Source organism: Agrobacterium sp. DSM 25558 (assembly GCF_900100825.1).
In the GTDB taxonomy this organism is placed as follows: Bacteria; Pseudomonadota; Alphaproteobacteria; order Rhizobiales; family Rhizobiaceae; genus Agrobacterium.
In genome coordinates, this window is record NZ_FMUD01000009.1 from 1 (window position 1) to 16,119 (window position 16,119).

Sequence of the window (16,119 nt, forward strand, 5' to 3'; positions counted from 1 at the left end):
GACAGGACAATATCTTTGCACCGGCGTGTCAAAAACCGAGGGTTTGCGCCGACAGATTTCTCGTACACAATATTTAATACGAGAATTCTTACCGCTCCGATACAGGGCAGCGCGACAGGGGGAGATGAGTATGGGTGTTTTGATGGAGAGGCAGTTGTTGAAAGCAATGTTGAACAGCGAAAAACGCAGAGACTATCGAACTCTTCGAGCGCACGTTCTCTACACAGGTACCGAAGTTGCAGGCAGCAAAGATCTCTACATTGTGCGTGATTTTGCGCAATTGATGGTCCGAGCCACAGAAGCTTGGAGTATCGAAATGAGAGAGGGCGAAGGGTCGCTAATCGACCCTCTGAATGAACAAAACATATCTTGGGGTCTTATTTCCCCTCCGGTACCTGCCCATTAAATAGCATCGTATTCCTTCGCCTTGGCAGCCGCAAAATCAAAGGCGTCCTCCGCCTCTTCAAAACGATGGTTGTGCATGTAGGGACTAGCTCCGATAACGAAAAACGGCGTTGCCCGGTCGAATTGTTTGATCACAAAGTGGGTCTTCTGCACCCCGTATGTCCGGACTATCTCGGTATCGTAAATTATCGTGTTGTCATCCAAGACATTTCCACCGAGGTGCCTTGGTCGCGTCCTGAACCATTCCTTCATGTCCCGCATATTGGTAAACGACAGATTATAGAGATCGCCCTCGATGAATAGCCTCAGATGGCTCCCAAATTCCTGCGGCACACGGTAAATCTGCATTGACATGGTAAATCCTGTTCCTCGGTCGGCATTTCGACTCTCGATGGTTATTCGAGACGTGTGTCGGATCGCCGCTCTTGAATAATGCGTATTGTTAAATTTGTTTTGCCAGATGCGGCACTTCCTGCGCCCGGCCGCCGAAACATCTAGCCGCATAACCTTACTAGCAGCTACAAAAACTTCCGAAACTTTGACCTGTTCGCACTTATGATCAGCAGACGATGCTATCCTGTCTCGTAGGTTGTCATCAACACTGACAAGCTCGATGACGCTCCCGCTTCATGCGATTTCAAGATGATGCGTCCTTGGTCTATGGGCTCGTTAAACCGATTTTGGAAATCCAACTCATAAAGTCGATCAACGTCTCCAATGCGGCATTCTGTGTCCGAGACACAAAAGAAACTGCTGCGAAAATTAGTTTTCATCAGGCGACAATCAAGGCCAACTTGAACTGCAGTTCACCGACAGCTGCAGTCTCAAACACTGCTCGTCATAAGGTGGCATCCCCGTAATTCAAATCTTGAGCGATTGGCGCACACCCCGCTCCTTCGCTCTCTATCCGATCTCTATCCGATCTCTCTAGGAGACCGAAAACGAAGTATGCGAATGAAATCGGTTAGCGGCAGAAGCTAAGCGGGCATTTGGCAAATGCTTGCATAACGTAATTTTTGGAAAGGCCCAGAAAACATGGGTTTTTCAAAGCAAAAACGGAAGATTTAAAGGGGCGTCGCCACATATGCGGCGAACAGCATTTACGCCAATGAAATAAGTGTGATTCTCTCAGCTCTTCCCGATTATCAAAAATCACTAGCCATGCGTAAAAGCGAGTAGCGAACTTTAAAGTGCATCCTATGAGGCAAAAAAAGAGCCGCCATGGGTATGGCGGCTCTGATGGATAGGAATATCGGTCTGGCAGCTATGCCGCACGTCGGTCGTGACGACCTTCTTCCACTTCCTCGACGATCTTTGCCACAAATGCGTCAAGGTCATCTGGCGAGCGTGACGTAACGATGCCCTTGTCGCAAACAACTTCCTCGTCTTTCCAGATGCCGCCGGCGTTTTTAACGTCGGTTTTAATGGAGCCGTAGGATGTAATCTGTCGGCCTTTTACTGCATCTGCTTCTACCAGCAGCCACGGCGCGTGACAAATTGCGGCGACGACCTTGCCGGAGGCAACGAAGTCTTTTACCACACGCATCGCGCTTTCATCGGCTCTTAGAACGTCTGGATTGATCTGCCCGCCTGGGAGAACGAGCGCGTCAAAGTCTTCAACGCGGACATCCTTTGCCAACAGGTCAACACTGATTGCATCGCCCCAATTCTTCTCATCCCAGCTTTTGATCTCGCCGTTCTCAATCGACGCGATTTTCACGTCTGCACCTTTTGCTTTCAACTGATCATAGGGCACGCGCAGTTCTGAACGTTCATAGCCATCAGTCGCAAGAATAACGATCTTTGCAGCATTAATCGCTGTCATATCTCTTCTCCTGTTGTTGGATTCTTAAAGTTGGAGGCTCAATTGGCCTCGTCAGAATTCACGGAGGGCAAGAAGAACTCGACATCTTCCATTCGAGCCTTTTCCAGAACCGCGATTTTCTCCTGCCAGAAGCGCTCCGCTTCTTCAGGTTCCTCATCGTACTGACGAACAAACGTCTTGTTGTCGTCGATCATCACCTGACGGGTTCCGCCAAGCAGCATGTATTCTTCCGCAAGCTTACGCGTTTCGGTCTTTTCCATGTCTTGTCTCCATTGACGGGACCTGGCGAGATCGGAGGACACCGGATGGTGAGAAGCTCGTTTGCCAGTTCGTTGGCCATCAAGAAAAAGAAAAATCCTGATGTTCTTCAGCGCCATCATGTCCGTTTGACACGACGGCTCTCCTGCCAAAAGAACGTACCCCTTGGACAATGGTTCCTAAAAAATAGAATACGAATATGAGGGAACGATCAGGAACCGATGGCGTCGAGCTGCTTTAAAAGACGATGCGCAGAGAAAAGTGCACTGCCGGTTGCGGCCACCATTTGCGGCAAAACCAGCCATTCCAGCATCCAGGCCGCACCCGAACGCTCCTGCTCGTGCACCATGGATTGATGCAGACCTGATATCTGCACGGCATTGAAGCGGGCCAGTGCAACGAGTGTTTCAGCCGCTACCGGATTTTGTTTGTGCGGCATAGCCGAAGAGCCACCGCCGCCTGAAAGCCGGATTTCTCCACCAACCTGCGCCAGCAGCGCAATATCCTGTCCGAATTTTCCAAGTGAGCCTGTGATAAGGGACAGGATATGGCCGAAATCTGCAATACCATCGCGCTGGCTATGCCATTGCCGTGCGTCGGCAAGCTCCAGCCGCTGCGCAAGCTCTGCCCGTACTGCGGCTCCCTTATCGCCAAACTTCTCGAGCGTACCGGCAGCCCCACCGAACTGGATGGCGAAACCATCGCTCGCAAAAATCGCCAGACGCTCGCGGTGACGCAGTAAAGGCTCAAGCCATGTCGAAACTCTGTCGTCAGCGGTCATAGGGATTGCGGCCTGCATGCGCGTGTAGGCCATCAGAGGTTTCGAACCATCCCGTTTGGAAACATCCTCAAGCGCCGTGATGCATGAGGACAGGCGTGCGTAGATAATTTGGGTCGCAGCTTTCAGACGCAGCATCAGGCTAGTATCGATGACATCCTGGCTGGTCGCGCCGAAGTGTACCTTTGCCGCTGCGTCTCCGCCTACGGCACCGCGCAACTGACGCACCAGTTCAGGGATGACCACGCCGTCTTTCGCGACGCCCTGACGCAACGCGTCTCCATCAATCGACGCGCTTTCGATGCCCGCGACGATGTGTGCGGCATCCTCTTTCGAGATCACCCCCGTTGCGGCCTGCGCCTGCGCCAACGCGCTTTCAAACCGCAGCATAGCCGCGACATCTGCATCTGCAGAAAACAGCGCGGCAATTTCCGCGTCTCCGAAAAGACCACCGAGAAACGGATGTTCGAAAGGGGAAAGGCTCATTTTCATCTCAAATGTCGAAGAAGACCGTTTCACTGTCACCTTGAAGGTGGATGTCGAAGCGATATGTGCCCTCTTCTTCCTTTTTGGCGATCAGCGTTGCAAGCCTTGCTTTGTGCTCGACACGGGCCAGAATGGGATCAGCCGCATTGGCATCGGTTTCTTCCGGGAAATACATGCGGGTGTGCAGGCCAATATTGATGCCGCGTGCGACGATCCAGAAGGTGATGTGCGGGGCCATCCAGCGCCCGTCCTTGAACGGCACCTTGCCCGGCTTAATGCTTTCAAACACGAATTCGCCCGTGTCCATATCACCGGGAGAGCGGCCCCAACCGGAAAAATTCGGGTCGGCCGCACCGCGTGTCTCGCTGGGGCTGTTATAAAGCCCTTGCGCATCCGCCTGCCAAATTTCGATCAGCGCATCCTTCAGGGCATTGCCGCCACCATCGTAAACGGTGCCGCGAATGGTGATCCGCTCACCCTTGGCGTTCTCATTATAAAGTGCGCCTGAGCCAAGATCTTCGGAAAAAATGCCGTGAATACCGACGAAGTTGGGCGTGCAGCCGATATGGACATAGGGACCAGCGGTCTGCGAAGCGCTTTCCTTGAAGTAATAAAGTGGCTGAACCATTTTAATTTCCCTCCACGCGATTCTCAAACAGGGTGGAGCGGCGTCCGCGCAGCACGATATCGAATTTGTAGGCACGCATATCCATGGGGATGGCATTGGTCATGTCGAGTGCCGCAACCAGCCGCTCGATCGCTGCTTTGTCAGGGATTGTTTTAACGATCGGACATTGCCAGATCATCGGGTCGCCCTCGAAATACATCTGGGTGATCAGGCGCTGCGCAAAACCATGGCCGAAGACGGAAAAATGGATATGCGCCGGACGCCAGTCATTCACGCCGTTTGGCCATGGATAGGCTCCGGGCATGATCGTCTTGAACCAGTAATAGCCATCCGCATCCGTGATCGTGCGGCCGACACCACCGAAATTCGGATCGACGGCAGCCAGATAGCTTTCCTTCTTGTGAAGATAACGCCCCCCAGCATTGGCCTGCCAGAACTCTACCAATGCACCATCCACGCCTTTGCCGCGCTCATCCAGAACACGACCATGCACCAATATGCGCGGGCCGATGGGCATTTCGCCGGGCCGGGCGTAATTGAGGATAAGGTCATTATCCAGCGGGTTGAGCATGCTGTGGCCGAAGACCGGACCCGTGATTTCGCTCGTGGTGGATTCCAGTGAAATAAGCGCACGCTGCGGCGAACGAAGAACCGAAGTCTTATATCCCGGCGCAAAAGCAGGCGGGTGAATGCTGCGATCTCTGGCAAAAAATGGTCCGGTTTCGGGCGGTGTATTGGTCATTTCTGTTCCTCCTCACGCGAAGAAGCGGCCCGCATCTCCGCGAGTGTATTCTTCGCAATCTTGAAAGCATGGTTGGCGGCAGGAACGCCAGCATAAATAGCGACATGCATCAGCGCTTCGCGGATATCCTCTTCCGTTGCACCGGTATTGGCAGTGGCGCGCACATGCATGGCGACCTCCTCATCCTGGCCGAGCGCAGCAAGCAGCGCTATCGTCACAATAGAGCGCTCGCGCTTCGTCCACTGCGTACCCGACCAGACATTTCCCCAGGCCGACTCCGTAATCAACTGCTGAAAGGGTTGATCGAACGGCGTGGATGCGGCTTGCGCGCGGTCCACATGCGCGTTGCCCAAAACCTCGCGACGGGTTTTCATGCCAGCATCGAACCTATCAGTCTTATTCGCATCAGCCATGGATCAAAGCTCCGGCAAGGATTTTATGAAAGCATCGACAGCAGCGGCGTAGGCAGCAGGCTGTTCGAGACACGGTATATGTCCACAATTCTCGATCACAGAGACGCGGCTATCGGGGATGAGCGCCGCAAGCTCACGAACCAGTTCTGGCGGCGTCGAGCCATCGCCATCACCCGCAACGCACAATGTCGGCACTGCGATCTTGCTTGCCAGTGCCGTGAAATCCGCATCACGAATAGCCGCACATGTTCCGGCATAACCTGACGCATCCTGGCGGGCGAGCATGGTGCGTGCGCCAAGATAGGCAGCATTATCAGGCTGGCGAAATGTCGGTGTAAACCAGCGCTCCATGACGCCATCCACCAGAGGAGCGAGGCCATCGCGCTCAATCTTGCCGATACGGTCATTCCACATATCGGCAGTGCCGATCTTATGCGCGGTGTTGCTGAGGATCAGCGCGCGCACGAGATCGGGACGACGAGCGTAAAGACCCTGCGCTATCAAGCCGCCGACGGAAAGCCCCCAGATTATGACTTGGTTGATGGAGAGATGATCGAGCAGAACTGCGAGGTCATCGACATGGTCGTCTATAGAGTAAGGTGTGACACCGGTGTCCGACAGCCCGTGCCCGCGCTTGTCGTGCAGGACATAAGCATATCGCTCCCCAAGCGTGTCCATCACCGCGTTCCAGATACGAAAATCGGTACCCAGCGAGTTGATGAAAACGATAACCGGCTTGTCTTGGTCCAGATCAACCGCGCGATAATGGATCGCCCGATCGTTCGACAGCAAAAATTGCATGCGTATTCCTCCCGTTGACGATATTGCAAGATGGAAAAGGTTAAGTAAAATAAGTTTTTCATCACATAACATAACCCACAGATTATGATTCATGCTCGATGCGCGTCTGAAATTTCGTCACATCCAGACTTTTGTAGAGATCGCACGCCATAAAAGCGTGGTGCAGGCGGCGGCTGTTTTGCGCATCAGCCAGCCTGCGGTGACGAAAACCGTTCGTGAACTGGAAGACGTCCTGGGTGTTTCCCTTCTCGAACGCGATGGCCGTGGCATCAAGCTCAGCCGCTACGGCGAGATATTTCTGAAACATGCGGGAGCAACGATGACGGCGGCGCGCCAGGCGGTGGATTCCGTTTCGCAGGATGCTGCGAAAATAGGTCTACCGGTCAGGATCGGTGCGCTGCCGACGGTGTCCGTCAGCATCATGCCGAAAGCCATGGCCATCTTTTTGAAAGAAGATACAGGCAGCACGGTCAAAATCGTGACCGGAGAAAACGCGGTGCTTCTGGAGCAATTGCGGGTCGGCGAACTGGATCTCGTCGTTGGTCGTCTGGCAACACCGGAAAAGATGAGTGGATTCTCGTTCGAGCATCTCTATTCGGAAAGGGTTCGTTTCGTCGTACGGACCAATCATCCCCTGCTAGCGGAAAGCACATCCATCTTCGACCGACTTCATGAATTTCCAGTTTTAACGCCGACGCGCAATTCCGTCATCGGCCCAGTCGTCGATCAATTCCTGCTCGCGCATGGGGTCGCACCCCTGCCAACCCGGATCGAGACGGTTTCGGACGCATTCGGCAGGGCATTTTTGAGAATGAGCGATGCCATCTGGATCATCTCAGAAGGTGTTGTTGCGGCTGATATCGCTGACGGGACGCTCGCCATGCTGCCGCTAGACACGGCTGATACGAGCGGCCCTGTGGGATTGACAATGCGCGCCGATACGCAACCCTCTCTGCCGCTTGCGCTGCTCATGCAAACGATCCGCGAAACCGCTGGCACGCTTTGAGGCAAATCAAACCAGCATTCTGCGCAGTTCGGCCTGAACGACGAGCAAGGGCGGCAGATATTGTTCGACAAGATCGTCCATCGACGCCGCAGTCGCAGGCAGCCCGACATTGAGTGCCGCAACCGTCTGGCCGCGCATGTTGAGGATAGGCACCGCAATGGACCGCAGGCCGACCTCGACTTCCTGATCGATCAGTGAATAACCCCGCGCTCTAATGCGAGCCAGTTCTGCCGTCAGCGTCTCCCTGTCGGTCAATGTCCGTGGCGTGCGCGCTTCGAGATGCGAGATATCGAGGATGCGTTGGCAGTCTGGCTCAGCCAAAGCAGCGAGAAGGACGCGACCCATGGATGTGCAATAGGCCGGCAGTCGCGAACCAGGCATGAGTGCAATCGACATGACACGGCGCTGTGCCGCGCGGGCGACATAGACGATTTCCGCTTCGTCCAGAATGGACACAGACGTGCTCTGGCCGATCCGCTCCGACAATTGATCCAGCAGTGGCTGAACGATACGCGGCAGCGGCATGGTGGCGAGACAACCGGTGCCCAGACGCAGAACCTTAGGCGTTACGGTAAAGAACTTCCCGTCATAGGCGGCATATCCAAGCTCCGCCAATGTCAGCAGGCAACGCCGTGTCGTTGCCCTGTCAAGACCGGCGATGTCTGCCGCTTGGGAAATGGAAAGCCGCGGATGTTCGGCGCTGAATGCCTCGATCACCTTCAGACCCTTTGCGAGCCCTCCCATCAAGTCTCTCTCGCTGGTCATAGGACACATCCATTTTGTGCGATAATCGAACAAAAGTGATATAACGCACAAATACCTTGCAGTCGAGCTCGGTTCGGATTTACCTCAAAACAACGAAAGAGCATCGCTTGGGAGGCACCATGGATAAAACGATCAAAAGCGCGGCTGAGGCGGTCTCCGCCATCGGTGACGACGCGACGGTGATGATAGGCGGCTTTGGCGGCTCCGGCGCGCCAATTGAATTGATCCATGCGCTGATCGACAAGGGTTCGAAAAACCTCACCGTCATCAACAACAATGCCGGTAACGGACGCATCGGCATTGCCGCCATGATCGATGCTGGCATGGTCAGAAAGATGATCTGCTCCTTCCCCCGCTCTTCCGATCCGCGCGCTTTCACCGACCGCTATCTGGCGGGTGAGATCGAATTGGAACTGGTTCCGCAGGGCACGCTGGCCGAACGTATTCGTGCAGGTGGGGCTGGCATTCCGGCATTCTACACGCCGACCGCCTATGGCACCGAACTTGCCGATGGCAAGCCGATCGCCGAATTCGACGGACGCCATTATGTACAGGAGCGCTGGCTGAAAGCGGATTTCGCCATCGTCAAAGCGCATTTGGGGGACACCCAAGGCAACCTGACCTACAGCAAGGCTGGTCGCAACTTCAACCCGCTGATGTGCATGGCCGCGGCAACGACGATTGCCCAGGTTTCAAAGCTTGTTCCCGCAGGCGAGATCGATCCGGAGCAAGTCGTCACCCCCGGAATATTCGTCAACGGCGTGGTCGAAATCAATGATCCGCAACAGGAAGAAGCCTTGATCCGCGCAGGAGTGGCCTACGTATGACCGATACTCAAGCTCTCAACACATTCGAAGACATCAAGCTCTCCAATGCGCAGATCGCATGGCGCGCGGCGCAGGACATTGCCGATGGAGCTTATGTCAATCTGGGCATCGGCTTTCCGGAAATGGTTGCGCGGTATCAGCCGCCGGGCCGCGAGGCGATTTTCCACACCGAAAACGGCATTCTCAACTTCGGCGAAGCGCCGCCTGAGGGCGAGGAAGACTGGGATCTGATAAATGCCGGCAAGAAGGCCGTTACGCTGAAGCCGGGTGCTGCCTTCTTCCATCACGCGGATAGTTTCGCGATGGTCCGCGGTGGGCATCTGGATGTCGCAATTCTGGGCGCCTATCAGGTTGCGCAGAATGGCGATCTCGCAAACTGGCGGGTCGGCTCCAAGGGCGTGCCTGCCGTGGGCGGCGCGATGGACCTCGTCCACGGCGCAAAACAGGTTTTCGTCATTACGGAACATGTGACGAAGAAGGGCGAACCCAAGCTCGTCGAGAAATGCGCATTTCCTCTGACCGGCGTCGGCTGCATCACGCGCATCTATACCAGCCACGCGGTGGTGGATGTCGTGGACGGTCACTTCGTGTTGCAGGAAAAGCTGGCGGGCATGAGCATTGAAGACCTGCAAGCCATGACCGGTGCCAAGCTGCACACGGATGGCCCCGTGGCCGATCTCGTTGCTCCCGAACTGTGAGGTATCCGATATGACTGACGTCTTTATCTGCGACTATATTCGCACTCCCATCGGCCGCTTCGGCGGCGCCCTCTCCTCCGTTCGCGCTGACGATCTCGGCGCAATTCCCTTGAAGGCATTGATGGAGCGCAATCCATCGGTGGATTGGGAAGCGGTGGACGACGTGATTTTCGGCTGCGCCAATCAGGCCGGTGAAGACAACCGCAATGTCGCGCGTATGTCCCTGCTGCTTGCAGGACTGCCGGTTTCGGTGACGGGAACAACCATCAACCGCTTGTGCGGTTCCGGAATGGATGCCGTCATCACCGCCGCACGCGCCATTAAATCCGGCGAAGCCGAGCTGATGATTGCCGGTGGCGTGGAGAGCATGAGCCGCGCGCCCTTCGTGATGCCAAAGGCGGAAGCGGCTTTCTCCCGCAATGCCGAGATTTACGACACCACCATCGGCTGGCGTTTTGTGAACCCGGCCATGAAAGCGCTCTACGGCGTCGATTCCATGCCCGAGACGGGTGACAATGTCGCTATCGACTACGGCGTGTCCCGCGAGGATCAGGACGCCTTTGCGGTGCGGAGCCAACAGAAGGCTGCGCAAGCCCAGGCTAACGGAAGGCTGGTGAAGGAAATCACGCCGGTCAGCATTTTACAGCGCAAGGGCGATCCCGTCATCGTTTCCAAGGATGAGCATCCGCGCGAAACCAGCATCGAAGCGCTGGCGAAGTTGAGACCCGTTAACCGCATGGACGGCGCGACGGTGACGGCGGGTAACGCATCCGGCGTCAATGACGGTGCGGCGGCCTTGATCATCGCATCTGCGGAAGCAGCCAAGAAATACGGTCTAACACCGATTGCCCGCATTCTCGGCGGTGCGACGGCTGGCGTTCCTCCCCGCCTCATGGGCATAGGCCCCGCCCCCGCCTCACAGAAGCTTCTGGCCCGTCTTGGCTTAAAGCAGGAACAGTTGGATGTCATCGAACTCAATGAGGCGTTCGCGTCTCAAGGGCTTGCAACGCTGCGGCAGCTTGGTTTCGCCGACGACGACGCGCGTGCCAACATCAATGGTGGCGCGATTGCTCTCGGTCATCCGCTTGGCATGAGTGGAGCGCGCATCGCGGGTACTGCGGCGCTGGAACTTTCGCTCACAGGCAAAACCAAAGCGCTCGCCACCATGTGCATCGGTGTCGGCCAAGGCATCGCGATCGCTCTCGAACGGGTGTGAACGCACCTCACCATCGCAAACCGCAACGCGTCTTGCGATGGTGAATTACTGTATCGGTGCGGGGTTTGCCAGCGTGGCCTTCAACGCTTCACTCATGGGAACGTTGAGAGTGATACCTTTGCCGGGAATAGGGCTTTCGAACCAACGCTTATATAGCTCGGCCATATCGGGGCTTTTGTAAATTTCGGCAAGGGCATCATTCACAGCGGCAGTGAACTCGGTGTCGTTCAATCGCATCATGAAGCCGAAAGGCTGGGAACCAGTCACCTTCTCGGTCGAGACTTGGTAATCCGCCGGATTTTTGCTCTGCGCAATCATCGTGCTGAGCAGCACTTCGTCCATTGCAAAGGCAGACACGCGCCCATCCGTCACAAGGTCAAATGCGGCCTGCAAGGAATCCATTGGAACGACGGAAATATTGAGCTTCTGAGCGCGGTTGATTTCGTTGATGTCACTGACATTGACCGTGCCAAGCGCCACACTGACGGATCGCCCTTTTAGATCCGCAACTGTCTCAAGATGATTTTTGGCAAGAGACACGTAACGCGTCGCACTGTAGAAATGACTGATGGCGAAATTGGCGCTTTTTCGTCTCTCCACCGTGTTGGTGCTGGCATTGCATTCAATGTCGATCGTGCCATCGTTGAGCAGTTGAATACGATTGCTGGGTGTGCGCGGCACGAATTCGATGTCGATGGCTTCCAGCTTCAAGCGCGTTTTGAGTTTCTCAGCAACCTGACGGCAGAGATCGATGGAATAGCCAACGACCTCTCCATTCGGTGCCGTAAACGAGAACGGCGCGGTTACGCCGTAACCTATCCTGATCTTGCCGGTTTCCCTGATACGCTCAAGCGTCGGTGTGTTGAAGTCGGCAAAAGCGAAAGTGGCAGACAGCATGAACAGCGCCGCGGGTAGAACAAGGAAATCGGAAAGAGCACGTCTCATTGCAAGTACTCCTTGGGATCATGAAACGCAGCCTGTAGTTCCGAAGACATCGGCAGATTGAAATTGCGACCTTCCGGCGGGATAGGAGACATGAACCATTTGTCGTAGATGCGGTTGATTTCACCGCTGACAAACAGCTGTCGCAAAGCGTCGTTCACGACCTTGTTGAAAGCATCGTCACCCTTGCGCATCAATATTCCATAGGGCTCCGGTGGACCGAACGTCTCCGACGAGATCATGTACTCATCGGGAGACTTGGAAAACGCGACATGTGCCGCGAGCAAGACGCCATCCATGACGAATGCCGTTGCCTTGTTTGTTTCCACAAAGGCAAAACCATCGGAGTTCTGTCGTGCCAACATCACCGAAATATTGAGATTGTCGGCGCGGTTGATGTTCTGCAACTGATCGACATTCACCGTACCGGTGGTGGAGGCGACTGTGCGCCCGGCCAAATCTCTTATGCTTTTGACTTGACTTGATTTTTTCGCCACGAAACGGGTCGCCGTGATGAAGTGCGGATAGGAGAAGGCGACCTGCTCGCGCCGTTCCGCATTGTTGGTTGTGGCACTGCATTCCAGATCGATCTTACCGCTTTTAACCAGAAGAAAACGAGTGGCGGGCGTTGCGATCACGTAATTGATATTGATTTTGTCCAGATTGAGCTGGGCCCGGATATGTTCTGCGATGTCGTTACACAGTTCAACCGTATATCCGATGGCGCTACCATCCGCTGTCTTGTAGGCGAAGGGGACCTCGTCTTCGCGATAACCGATCGATATTGTTTTCGTTCGGGCAATCTTGTCCAAGGTGCCGCTCTCTTGCGCGTGGGCCAAAGACGCGGCACCGCCTGAGATCTGAAACAGGATTGCACTGAAAAGCGCGAATTTTAAAAGCTTTTTATTCACACACCAAAACTGAGGATATCGCATTCTTTCATGCTCCTAGCGATGACACCATCCGGGGATAAAAATCGTTATACGTATGCTGAAGCTCTTTAATGTTTGCAGGACGTCCAAGATGAAATCCCTGCCCTAATGTGCAGCCCACAGAGCGCACAAACTGGAGTTGGTATTCGGTCTCTATACCTTCTGCTGTGGTCTCCAAACCGAGGCCTTTTGCCAGTTGAAGCAGGTTTGCAACCACTGTCCGGCTTTCGGCCTGTTCCTGAAGATGCATGACGAAACTACGATCTATTTTTATTTTGGTGATCGGCAGCGTCAGAAGATAGCTGATGCCGGAATACCCTGTGCCGAAATCGTCCAGAGCGATACCGATACCCAGCGCCCGTAGACCCGCCAGCATTTCCCGGCATTCGAGCGAACATATCTGCACGCTCTCGGTCAATTCCAGTTCCAGCCTGTTGGCTGGAAGTCCGTGCGTGAACAGTGCGGATTTCACCTTTTGCGCAAAGTTGCCCTGTTGTAACTGCGCGGGAGAGACGTTGACGGCCAGAAATGTATCTGGCGGCAGTTTTGCGGCATCCGAACAGGCCTTGTTCAAGACCCATTCGCCAATTGCCACGATTTGCCCCGTCTTTTCGGCAACGGGAATGAAGTCTGCGGGCGAAACCCAGCCAAGTTTTGAATGGTGCCATCTCAAAAGGGCTTCGAACCCGACAGGCTCCAACTTCGAAACCGAGAATATTGGCTGATAATGCAGCTCGAATTCGCCGTTTCGCAAAGCGGCATCGAGATCGTGCTGGAGGACATGACCTCGCTCACCGGACATTTCCATGCCCTGCTTGAAAAACCGGAACGTGCCTCTGCCTTCAGATTTTGCTGCATAGAGAGCAATATCGGCCTTCTTGAGCAGTTCGGAAATCTCGCTGCCAACGGCGACTTCCGTACAAATGCCGATGCTGGTGCCGACAGAAACCTCTTTGCCCAGCAGCATGAAGGGTCTGGTTAAAGAACGAATGATGCTTGACGCAAGTTTGCTGGCTTCAACCAACGAATCCTTGCGCACGGCCTGGATAATGGCAAATTCATCGCCGCCGAAACGCGCCGCGATATCACCAGGCCTCATCAGAGACAGCAAACGTTCGGCGAAAGAAACGAGCAAAGCATCGCCACTGGCATGACCCAAGCCGTCATTGATCGATTTGAAGCGATCGAGGTCCAGCAGCATGATGTTGACGCGACGACCACCCTCACCCATTCCGGCAATCATTTCCTCCAGCTTCTTGCCGAAGAATGTGCGGTTCGGGAGCCCGGTGAGAGCGTCGTGGTGAGCAAGATGCTCCATGTGCTTGGCAACATCGCGAACCTGCCGCAAGTGCTCGCGCTCCACAACCGCCTCTCTCAACGTTTCGATTGCCACAGCGAAACGACCAATTTCATCATGGCGGTTCTGAAACGGTGTGACGGATCGCGTATCGTCGCGGGCGATACGGCTCAAAGCGCTGACGAGTGCCGGAACCGGCTTGAAAACCTTGCGCATGATCAGCGTAACCGCGGCACCGGTCAAAATCAGAATGGTCAAGAGCAGTACAAAAGAATTGCGCAGGAGCTTGTTCTGGCTTTCCTGCAGCGCATCGGCCTCGCCGATGGTCGTCACGAGCGCGCCTTGCAATTCACCCTTCAGATTGACGACGGGCACATAGGCGATGAAGTGACGAACCTTATCCACGTCCGCAAATCCGACGAAGAAATGGCTTGGATTGGTGTAATCAGGCAGGGAGAGGTCGAGACCGTTGCTGGAGCCGAAGGCTTCAGCTGAGCTGGTAAATGCTTGCTGGCCAGACGATTTCTGGAAGAGCCAGATATTGTTTTTCGTCTGCGAGGCGGCCAGACCAAGAACGTCTGCCGGGTTGAAACCCGTATCCAGTATGGACGCATCGTCACCCAGGGGGCGCTCGCTGATGATCTTGGTGATCTGACCATCATCGCCACTTTCAATCGCGATGAAGGTGTAGATGGAGCGAATAGCCGAGCTCGTGACTTGTGCATTCAACTCGGCCTGACGACGCCATTGTTCCAGCGAGTCCCGCTCGACCATGACCCAACCGATCGTTGCACCCATGACATAGGCAAGAACGACACTCGATACGAGGAAGACGTTTATTTTCCAGAAAAGCGAATGGTACCATACAAGTCGGGTTTGGCCCGCGTGCAGATCGGCGACTTGATGCTGAAGCGGCATCACAAGCGCTCGGTATCAGCCGTGCGACGCTCTACGCTTATGTCAGCCGTGGGCTGGTTCGCACGATGGAGGGACCGGACGATCCTCGCCGGCGGCTTTACAGCCGACACGACATAGACCGTTTGAGCAAAAACAAGTCGGTGGGTCGAAAACCGCGCGACGTGGCGGCGACGACGCTCGACTGGGGCTTACCGGTTCTGTCCTCCGGCATCACTCTGATCGAGGATGGTCACCTCTTTTATCGAGGTCGCGACGCAGTGAAGCTGGCCGAGCATCAAACACTCGAGAAGGTCGCCCGGCTGCTATGGTCATGCGAAGATCATGATCCATTCGTGAAAACAGTAAACGTTGAGTGGAACGCTGCGCTTCTCGACCTTACCAAGGATTTGCCACTGACCGAGCGGTGCCAGGCGCTGCTTGCATTTGTCGATGCGGGCAGGATGACGGCATGGCAGCGCGATAACAGAGTGTTGTGGCCGAGTGCCGTCGCGCTGTTGCGATCGATAACGGCAGCAATCAGCAGCAGTCAGCCTAGTGCCCTGCCTGTGCATCTGCATCTGGCGAGAGTCTGGAATATCGATGAGGCAGGTGCGGACATCATTCGGCGCACACTTGTGCTGCTCGCAGATCACGAGCTGAACGCTTCAGCCTTTGCAACGCGTGTCGTGGCGTCCACCGGCGCATCGCTTGGAGCATGCCTTGACGCTGGTCTTTCGGCGCTCAGCGGACCTTTGCACGGTGGCATGACGAGCCTTGTTGAAATTCTTTTCGATGAAATCGAAGACGCCAGAAGCGCAGCCGAGGTCGTGGAAAAACGATTGCGACGCGGTGATGGTCTGCCCGGCTTCGAACATCCCTTATACCCGGGAGGCGACCCGAGAGCGGCAGCGTTGCTACCTTTGTTGGGACCAAATGAAAAGCGCCAGTCCCTGATAGAAACAGTGGCCGAAACGACGGGAAAACTGCCAACAGTTGATGTGGCGCTGGTGTCCATTCGCCGTGAACTGGGTCTCCCACCAGGTGCAGCACTGGCGCTTTTTGCCGCAGGCAGAACAGTGGGTTGGATCGCGCACGCACTGGAGCAATTTCAGGAGAAAAAGCTGATCCGCCCCCGTGCGCGCTATGCCGGGCCACAACCCGAACGGACATAATGGATATTGGCGATAACGAATATATGTTGAA

The 16,119-nt window shown here is 55.1% G+C and carries 18 protein-coding genes; 6 read left to right on the forward strand and 12 right to left on the reverse strand.

What is annotated here, in order from left to right; all coding sequences use genetic code 11:
* The coding region (locus DSM25558_RS09805; RefSeq protein ID WP_210189138.1) for a hypothetical protein at positions 1–406 on the forward strand (406 nt) is incomplete at its 5' end.
* On the opposite strand, the gene DSM25558_RS09810 is transcribed toward DSM25558_RS09805, so the two are convergent.
* The 8 genes from DSM25558_RS09810 to pcaD form a co-directional block, all read right to left on the reverse strand.
* Positions 403–759, reverse strand: a complete 357-nt coding sequence (locus DSM25558_RS09810) for a hypothetical protein (RefSeq protein WP_077104235.1) — start codon at positions 757–759, stop codon at positions 403–405. The two genes, DSM25558_RS09805 and DSM25558_RS09810, sit on opposite strands and share 4 nt — an antisense overlap.
* Positions 760–1,669: 910 nt before the next feature.
* Positions 1,670–2,230: a type 1 glutamine amidotransferase domain-containing protein gene (locus tag DSM25558_RS09815; protein WP_077104237.1), complete on the reverse strand. Its 561-nt coding sequence runs from the start codon at positions 2,228–2,230 to the stop codon at positions 1,670–1,672.
* 38 nt (positions 2,231–2,268) lie between these two features.
* Positions 2,269–2,490 (reverse strand): hypothetical protein, encoded by a 222-nt coding sequence (locus DSM25558_RS09820; protein ID WP_077104504.1) that lies wholly within the window; start codon positions 2,488–2,490, stop codon positions 2,269–2,271.
* A gap of 209 nt (positions 2,491–2,699) precedes the next feature.
* Positions 2,700–3,752, reverse strand: coding sequence for a 3-carboxy-cis,cis-muconate cycloisomerase (locus DSM25558_RS09825; RefSeq protein WP_077104506.1), 1,053 nt, complete (start codon positions 3,750–3,752; stop codon positions 2,700–2,702).
* A 7-nt stretch (positions 3,753–3,759) separates the two neighbouring features.
* Positions 3,760–4,380 (reverse strand): protocatechuate 3,4-dioxygenase subunit alpha, encoded by a 621-nt coding sequence (gene pcaG, locus DSM25558_RS09830; RefSeq protein WP_077104239.1) that lies wholly within the window; start codon positions 4,378–4,380, stop codon positions 3,760–3,762.
* A gap of 1 nt (position 4,381) precedes the next feature.
* Positions 4,382–5,122 (reverse strand): protocatechuate 3,4-dioxygenase subunit beta, encoded by a 741-nt coding sequence (pcaH, locus tag DSM25558_RS09835; protein WP_077104241.1) that lies wholly within the window; start codon positions 5,120–5,122, stop codon positions 4,382–4,384.
* A complete protein-coding gene (gene pcaC, locus DSM25558_RS09840) occupies positions 5,119–5,535 on the reverse strand; it encodes a 4-carboxymuconolactone decarboxylase (RefSeq protein ID WP_077104243.1) in 417 nt (138 codons plus the stop codon). Before pcaC ends, pcaH begins: the two co-directional genes overlap by 4 nt.
* Before the next feature lie 3 nt (positions 5,536–5,538).
* On the reverse strand, positions 5,539–6,336 hold the full coding sequence (pcaD, locus tag DSM25558_RS09845; RefSeq protein WP_077104245.1) for a 3-oxoadipate enol-lactonase: 798 nt from the start codon (positions 6,334–6,336) through the stop codon (positions 5,539–5,541).
* Positions 6,337–6,427: 91 nt separating this feature from the next.
* Here pcaD and pcaQ point away from each other — a divergent pair, with 91 nt between their 5' ends.
* The gene (gene pcaQ, locus DSM25558_RS09850) at positions 6,428–7,342 is read left to right on the forward strand and encodes a pca operon transcription factor PcaQ (protein WP_077104247.1); all 915 of its coding nucleotides are present in this window, start codon (positions 6,428–6,430) and stop codon (positions 7,340–7,342) included.
* A 6-nt stretch (positions 7,343–7,348) separates the two neighbouring features.
* Here pcaQ and DSM25558_RS09855 read toward each other — a convergent pair whose 3' ends face one another.
* Positions 7,349–8,107 carry an IclR family transcriptional regulator gene (locus DSM25558_RS09855; RefSeq protein WP_077104249.1) on the reverse strand — a complete coding sequence of 253 codons (759 nt, stop codon included), beginning with the start codon at positions 8,105–8,107 and terminating at the stop codon, positions 7,349–7,351.
* Between the two features lie 119 nt (positions 8,108–8,226).
* On the opposite strand from DSM25558_RS09855, the gene DSM25558_RS09860 reads away from it, so the two are divergent.
* The 3 genes from DSM25558_RS09860 to pcaF are packed head-to-tail and all read left to right on the forward strand — an operon-like array spanning position 8,227 to position 10,848.
* Entirely contained in the window at positions 8,227–8,934 is a 708-nt protein-coding gene (locus DSM25558_RS09860) for a 3-oxoacid CoA-transferase subunit A (RefSeq protein ID WP_077104251.1), read from the forward strand.
* Entirely contained in the window at positions 8,931–9,632 is a 702-nt protein-coding gene (locus tag DSM25558_RS09865) for a CoA transferase subunit B (protein WP_077104253.1), read from the forward strand. Before DSM25558_RS09860 ends, DSM25558_RS09865 begins: the two co-directional genes overlap by 4 nt.
* A 10-nt stretch (positions 9,633–9,642) precedes the next feature.
* Complete coding sequence (pcaF, locus tag DSM25558_RS09870; protein WP_077104255.1) at positions 9,643–10,848, forward strand: 3-oxoadipyl-CoA thiolase; 1,206 nt, start codon at positions 9,643–9,645, stop codon at positions 10,846–10,848.
* A gap of 45 nt (positions 10,849–10,893) precedes the next feature.
* Here pcaF and DSM25558_RS09875 read toward each other — a convergent pair whose 3' ends face one another.
* The 3 genes from DSM25558_RS09875 to DSM25558_RS09885 all read right to left on the reverse strand — a co-directional run bounded on the left by DSM25558_RS09875 (position 10,894) and on the right by DSM25558_RS09885 (position 14,937).
* Positions 10,894–11,793, reverse strand: a complete 900-nt coding sequence (locus DSM25558_RS09875; RefSeq protein WP_244554149.1) for an amino acid ABC transporter substrate-binding protein — start codon at positions 11,791–11,793, stop codon at positions 10,894–10,896.
* Positions 11,790–12,602, reverse strand: coding sequence for an amino acid ABC transporter substrate-binding protein (locus DSM25558_RS09880; protein ID WP_244554150.1), 813 nt, complete (start codon positions 12,600–12,602; stop codon positions 11,790–11,792). The genes DSM25558_RS09875 and DSM25558_RS09880 overlap by 4 nt, the downstream gene beginning before the upstream one ends.
* 127 nt (positions 12,603–12,729) lie before the next feature.
* Positions 12,730–14,937: an EAL domain-containing protein gene (locus DSM25558_RS09885; RefSeq protein WP_083716396.1), complete on the reverse strand. Its 2,208-nt coding sequence runs from the start codon at positions 14,935–14,937 to the stop codon at positions 12,730–12,732.
* Between the two features lie 14 nt (positions 14,938–14,951).
* Here DSM25558_RS09885 and DSM25558_RS09890 point away from each other — a divergent pair, with 14 nt between their 5' ends.
* Positions 14,952–16,088, forward strand: coding sequence for a citrate synthase (locus DSM25558_RS09890; protein WP_244554154.1), 1,137 nt, complete (start codon positions 14,952–14,954; stop codon positions 16,086–16,088).
* Positions 16,089–16,119: the final 31 nt, after the last annotated feature.

Coding starts and splice junctions, on each gene's coding strand:
- DSM25558_RS09810 (WP_077104235.1), bottom strand. CDS start 759: ATGTCAATGCAGATTTACCGTGTGCCGCAGGAATTTGGGAGCCATCTG.
- DSM25558_RS09815 (WP_077104237.1), bottom strand. CDS start 2,230: ATGACAGCGATTAATGCTGCAAAGATCGTTATTCTTGCGACTGATGGC.
- DSM25558_RS09820 (WP_077104504.1), bottom strand. CDS start 2,490: ATGGAAAAGACCGAAACGCGTAAGCTTGCGGAAGAATACATGCTGCTT.
- DSM25558_RS09825 (WP_077104506.1), bottom strand. CDS start 3,752: ATGAGCCTTTCCCCTTTCGAACATCCGTTTCTCGGTGGTCTTTTCGGA.
- pcaG (WP_077104239.1), bottom strand. CDS start 4,380: ATGGTTCAGCCACTTTATTACTTCAAGGAAAGCGCTTCGCAGACCGCT.
- pcaH (WP_077104241.1), bottom strand. CDS start 5,122: ATGACCAATACACCGCCCGAAACCGGACCATTTTTTGCCAGAGATCGC.
- pcaC (WP_077104243.1), bottom strand. CDS start 5,535: ATGGCTGATGCGAATAAGACTGATAGGTTCGATGCTGGCATGAAAACC.
- pcaD (WP_077104245.1), bottom strand. CDS start 6,336: ATGCAATTTTTGCTGTCGAACGATCGGGCGATCCATTATCGCGCGGTT.
- pcaQ (WP_077104247.1), top strand. CDS start 6,428: ATGCTCGATGCGCGTCTGAAATTTCGTCACATCCAGACTTTTGTAGAG.
- DSM25558_RS09855 (WP_077104249.1), bottom strand. CDS start 8,107: ATGACCAGCGAGAGAGACTTGATGGGAGGGCTCGCAAAGGGTCTGAAG.
- DSM25558_RS09860 (WP_077104251.1), top strand. CDS start 8,227: ATGGATAAAACGATCAAAAGCGCGGCTGAGGCGGTCTCCGCCATCGGT.
- DSM25558_RS09865 (WP_077104253.1), top strand. CDS start 8,931: ATGACCGATACTCAAGCTCTCAACACATTCGAAGACATCAAGCTCTCC.
- pcaF (WP_077104255.1), top strand. CDS start 9,643: ATGACTGACGTCTTTATCTGCGACTATATTCGCACTCCCATCGGCCGC.
- DSM25558_RS09875 (WP_244554149.1), bottom strand. CDS start 11,793: ATGAGACGTGCTCTTTCCGATTTCCTTGTTCTACCCGCGGCGCTGTTC.
- DSM25558_RS09885 (WP_083716396.1), bottom strand. CDS start 14,937: ATGCCGCTTCAGCATCAAGTCGCCGATCTGCACGCGGGCCAAACCCGA.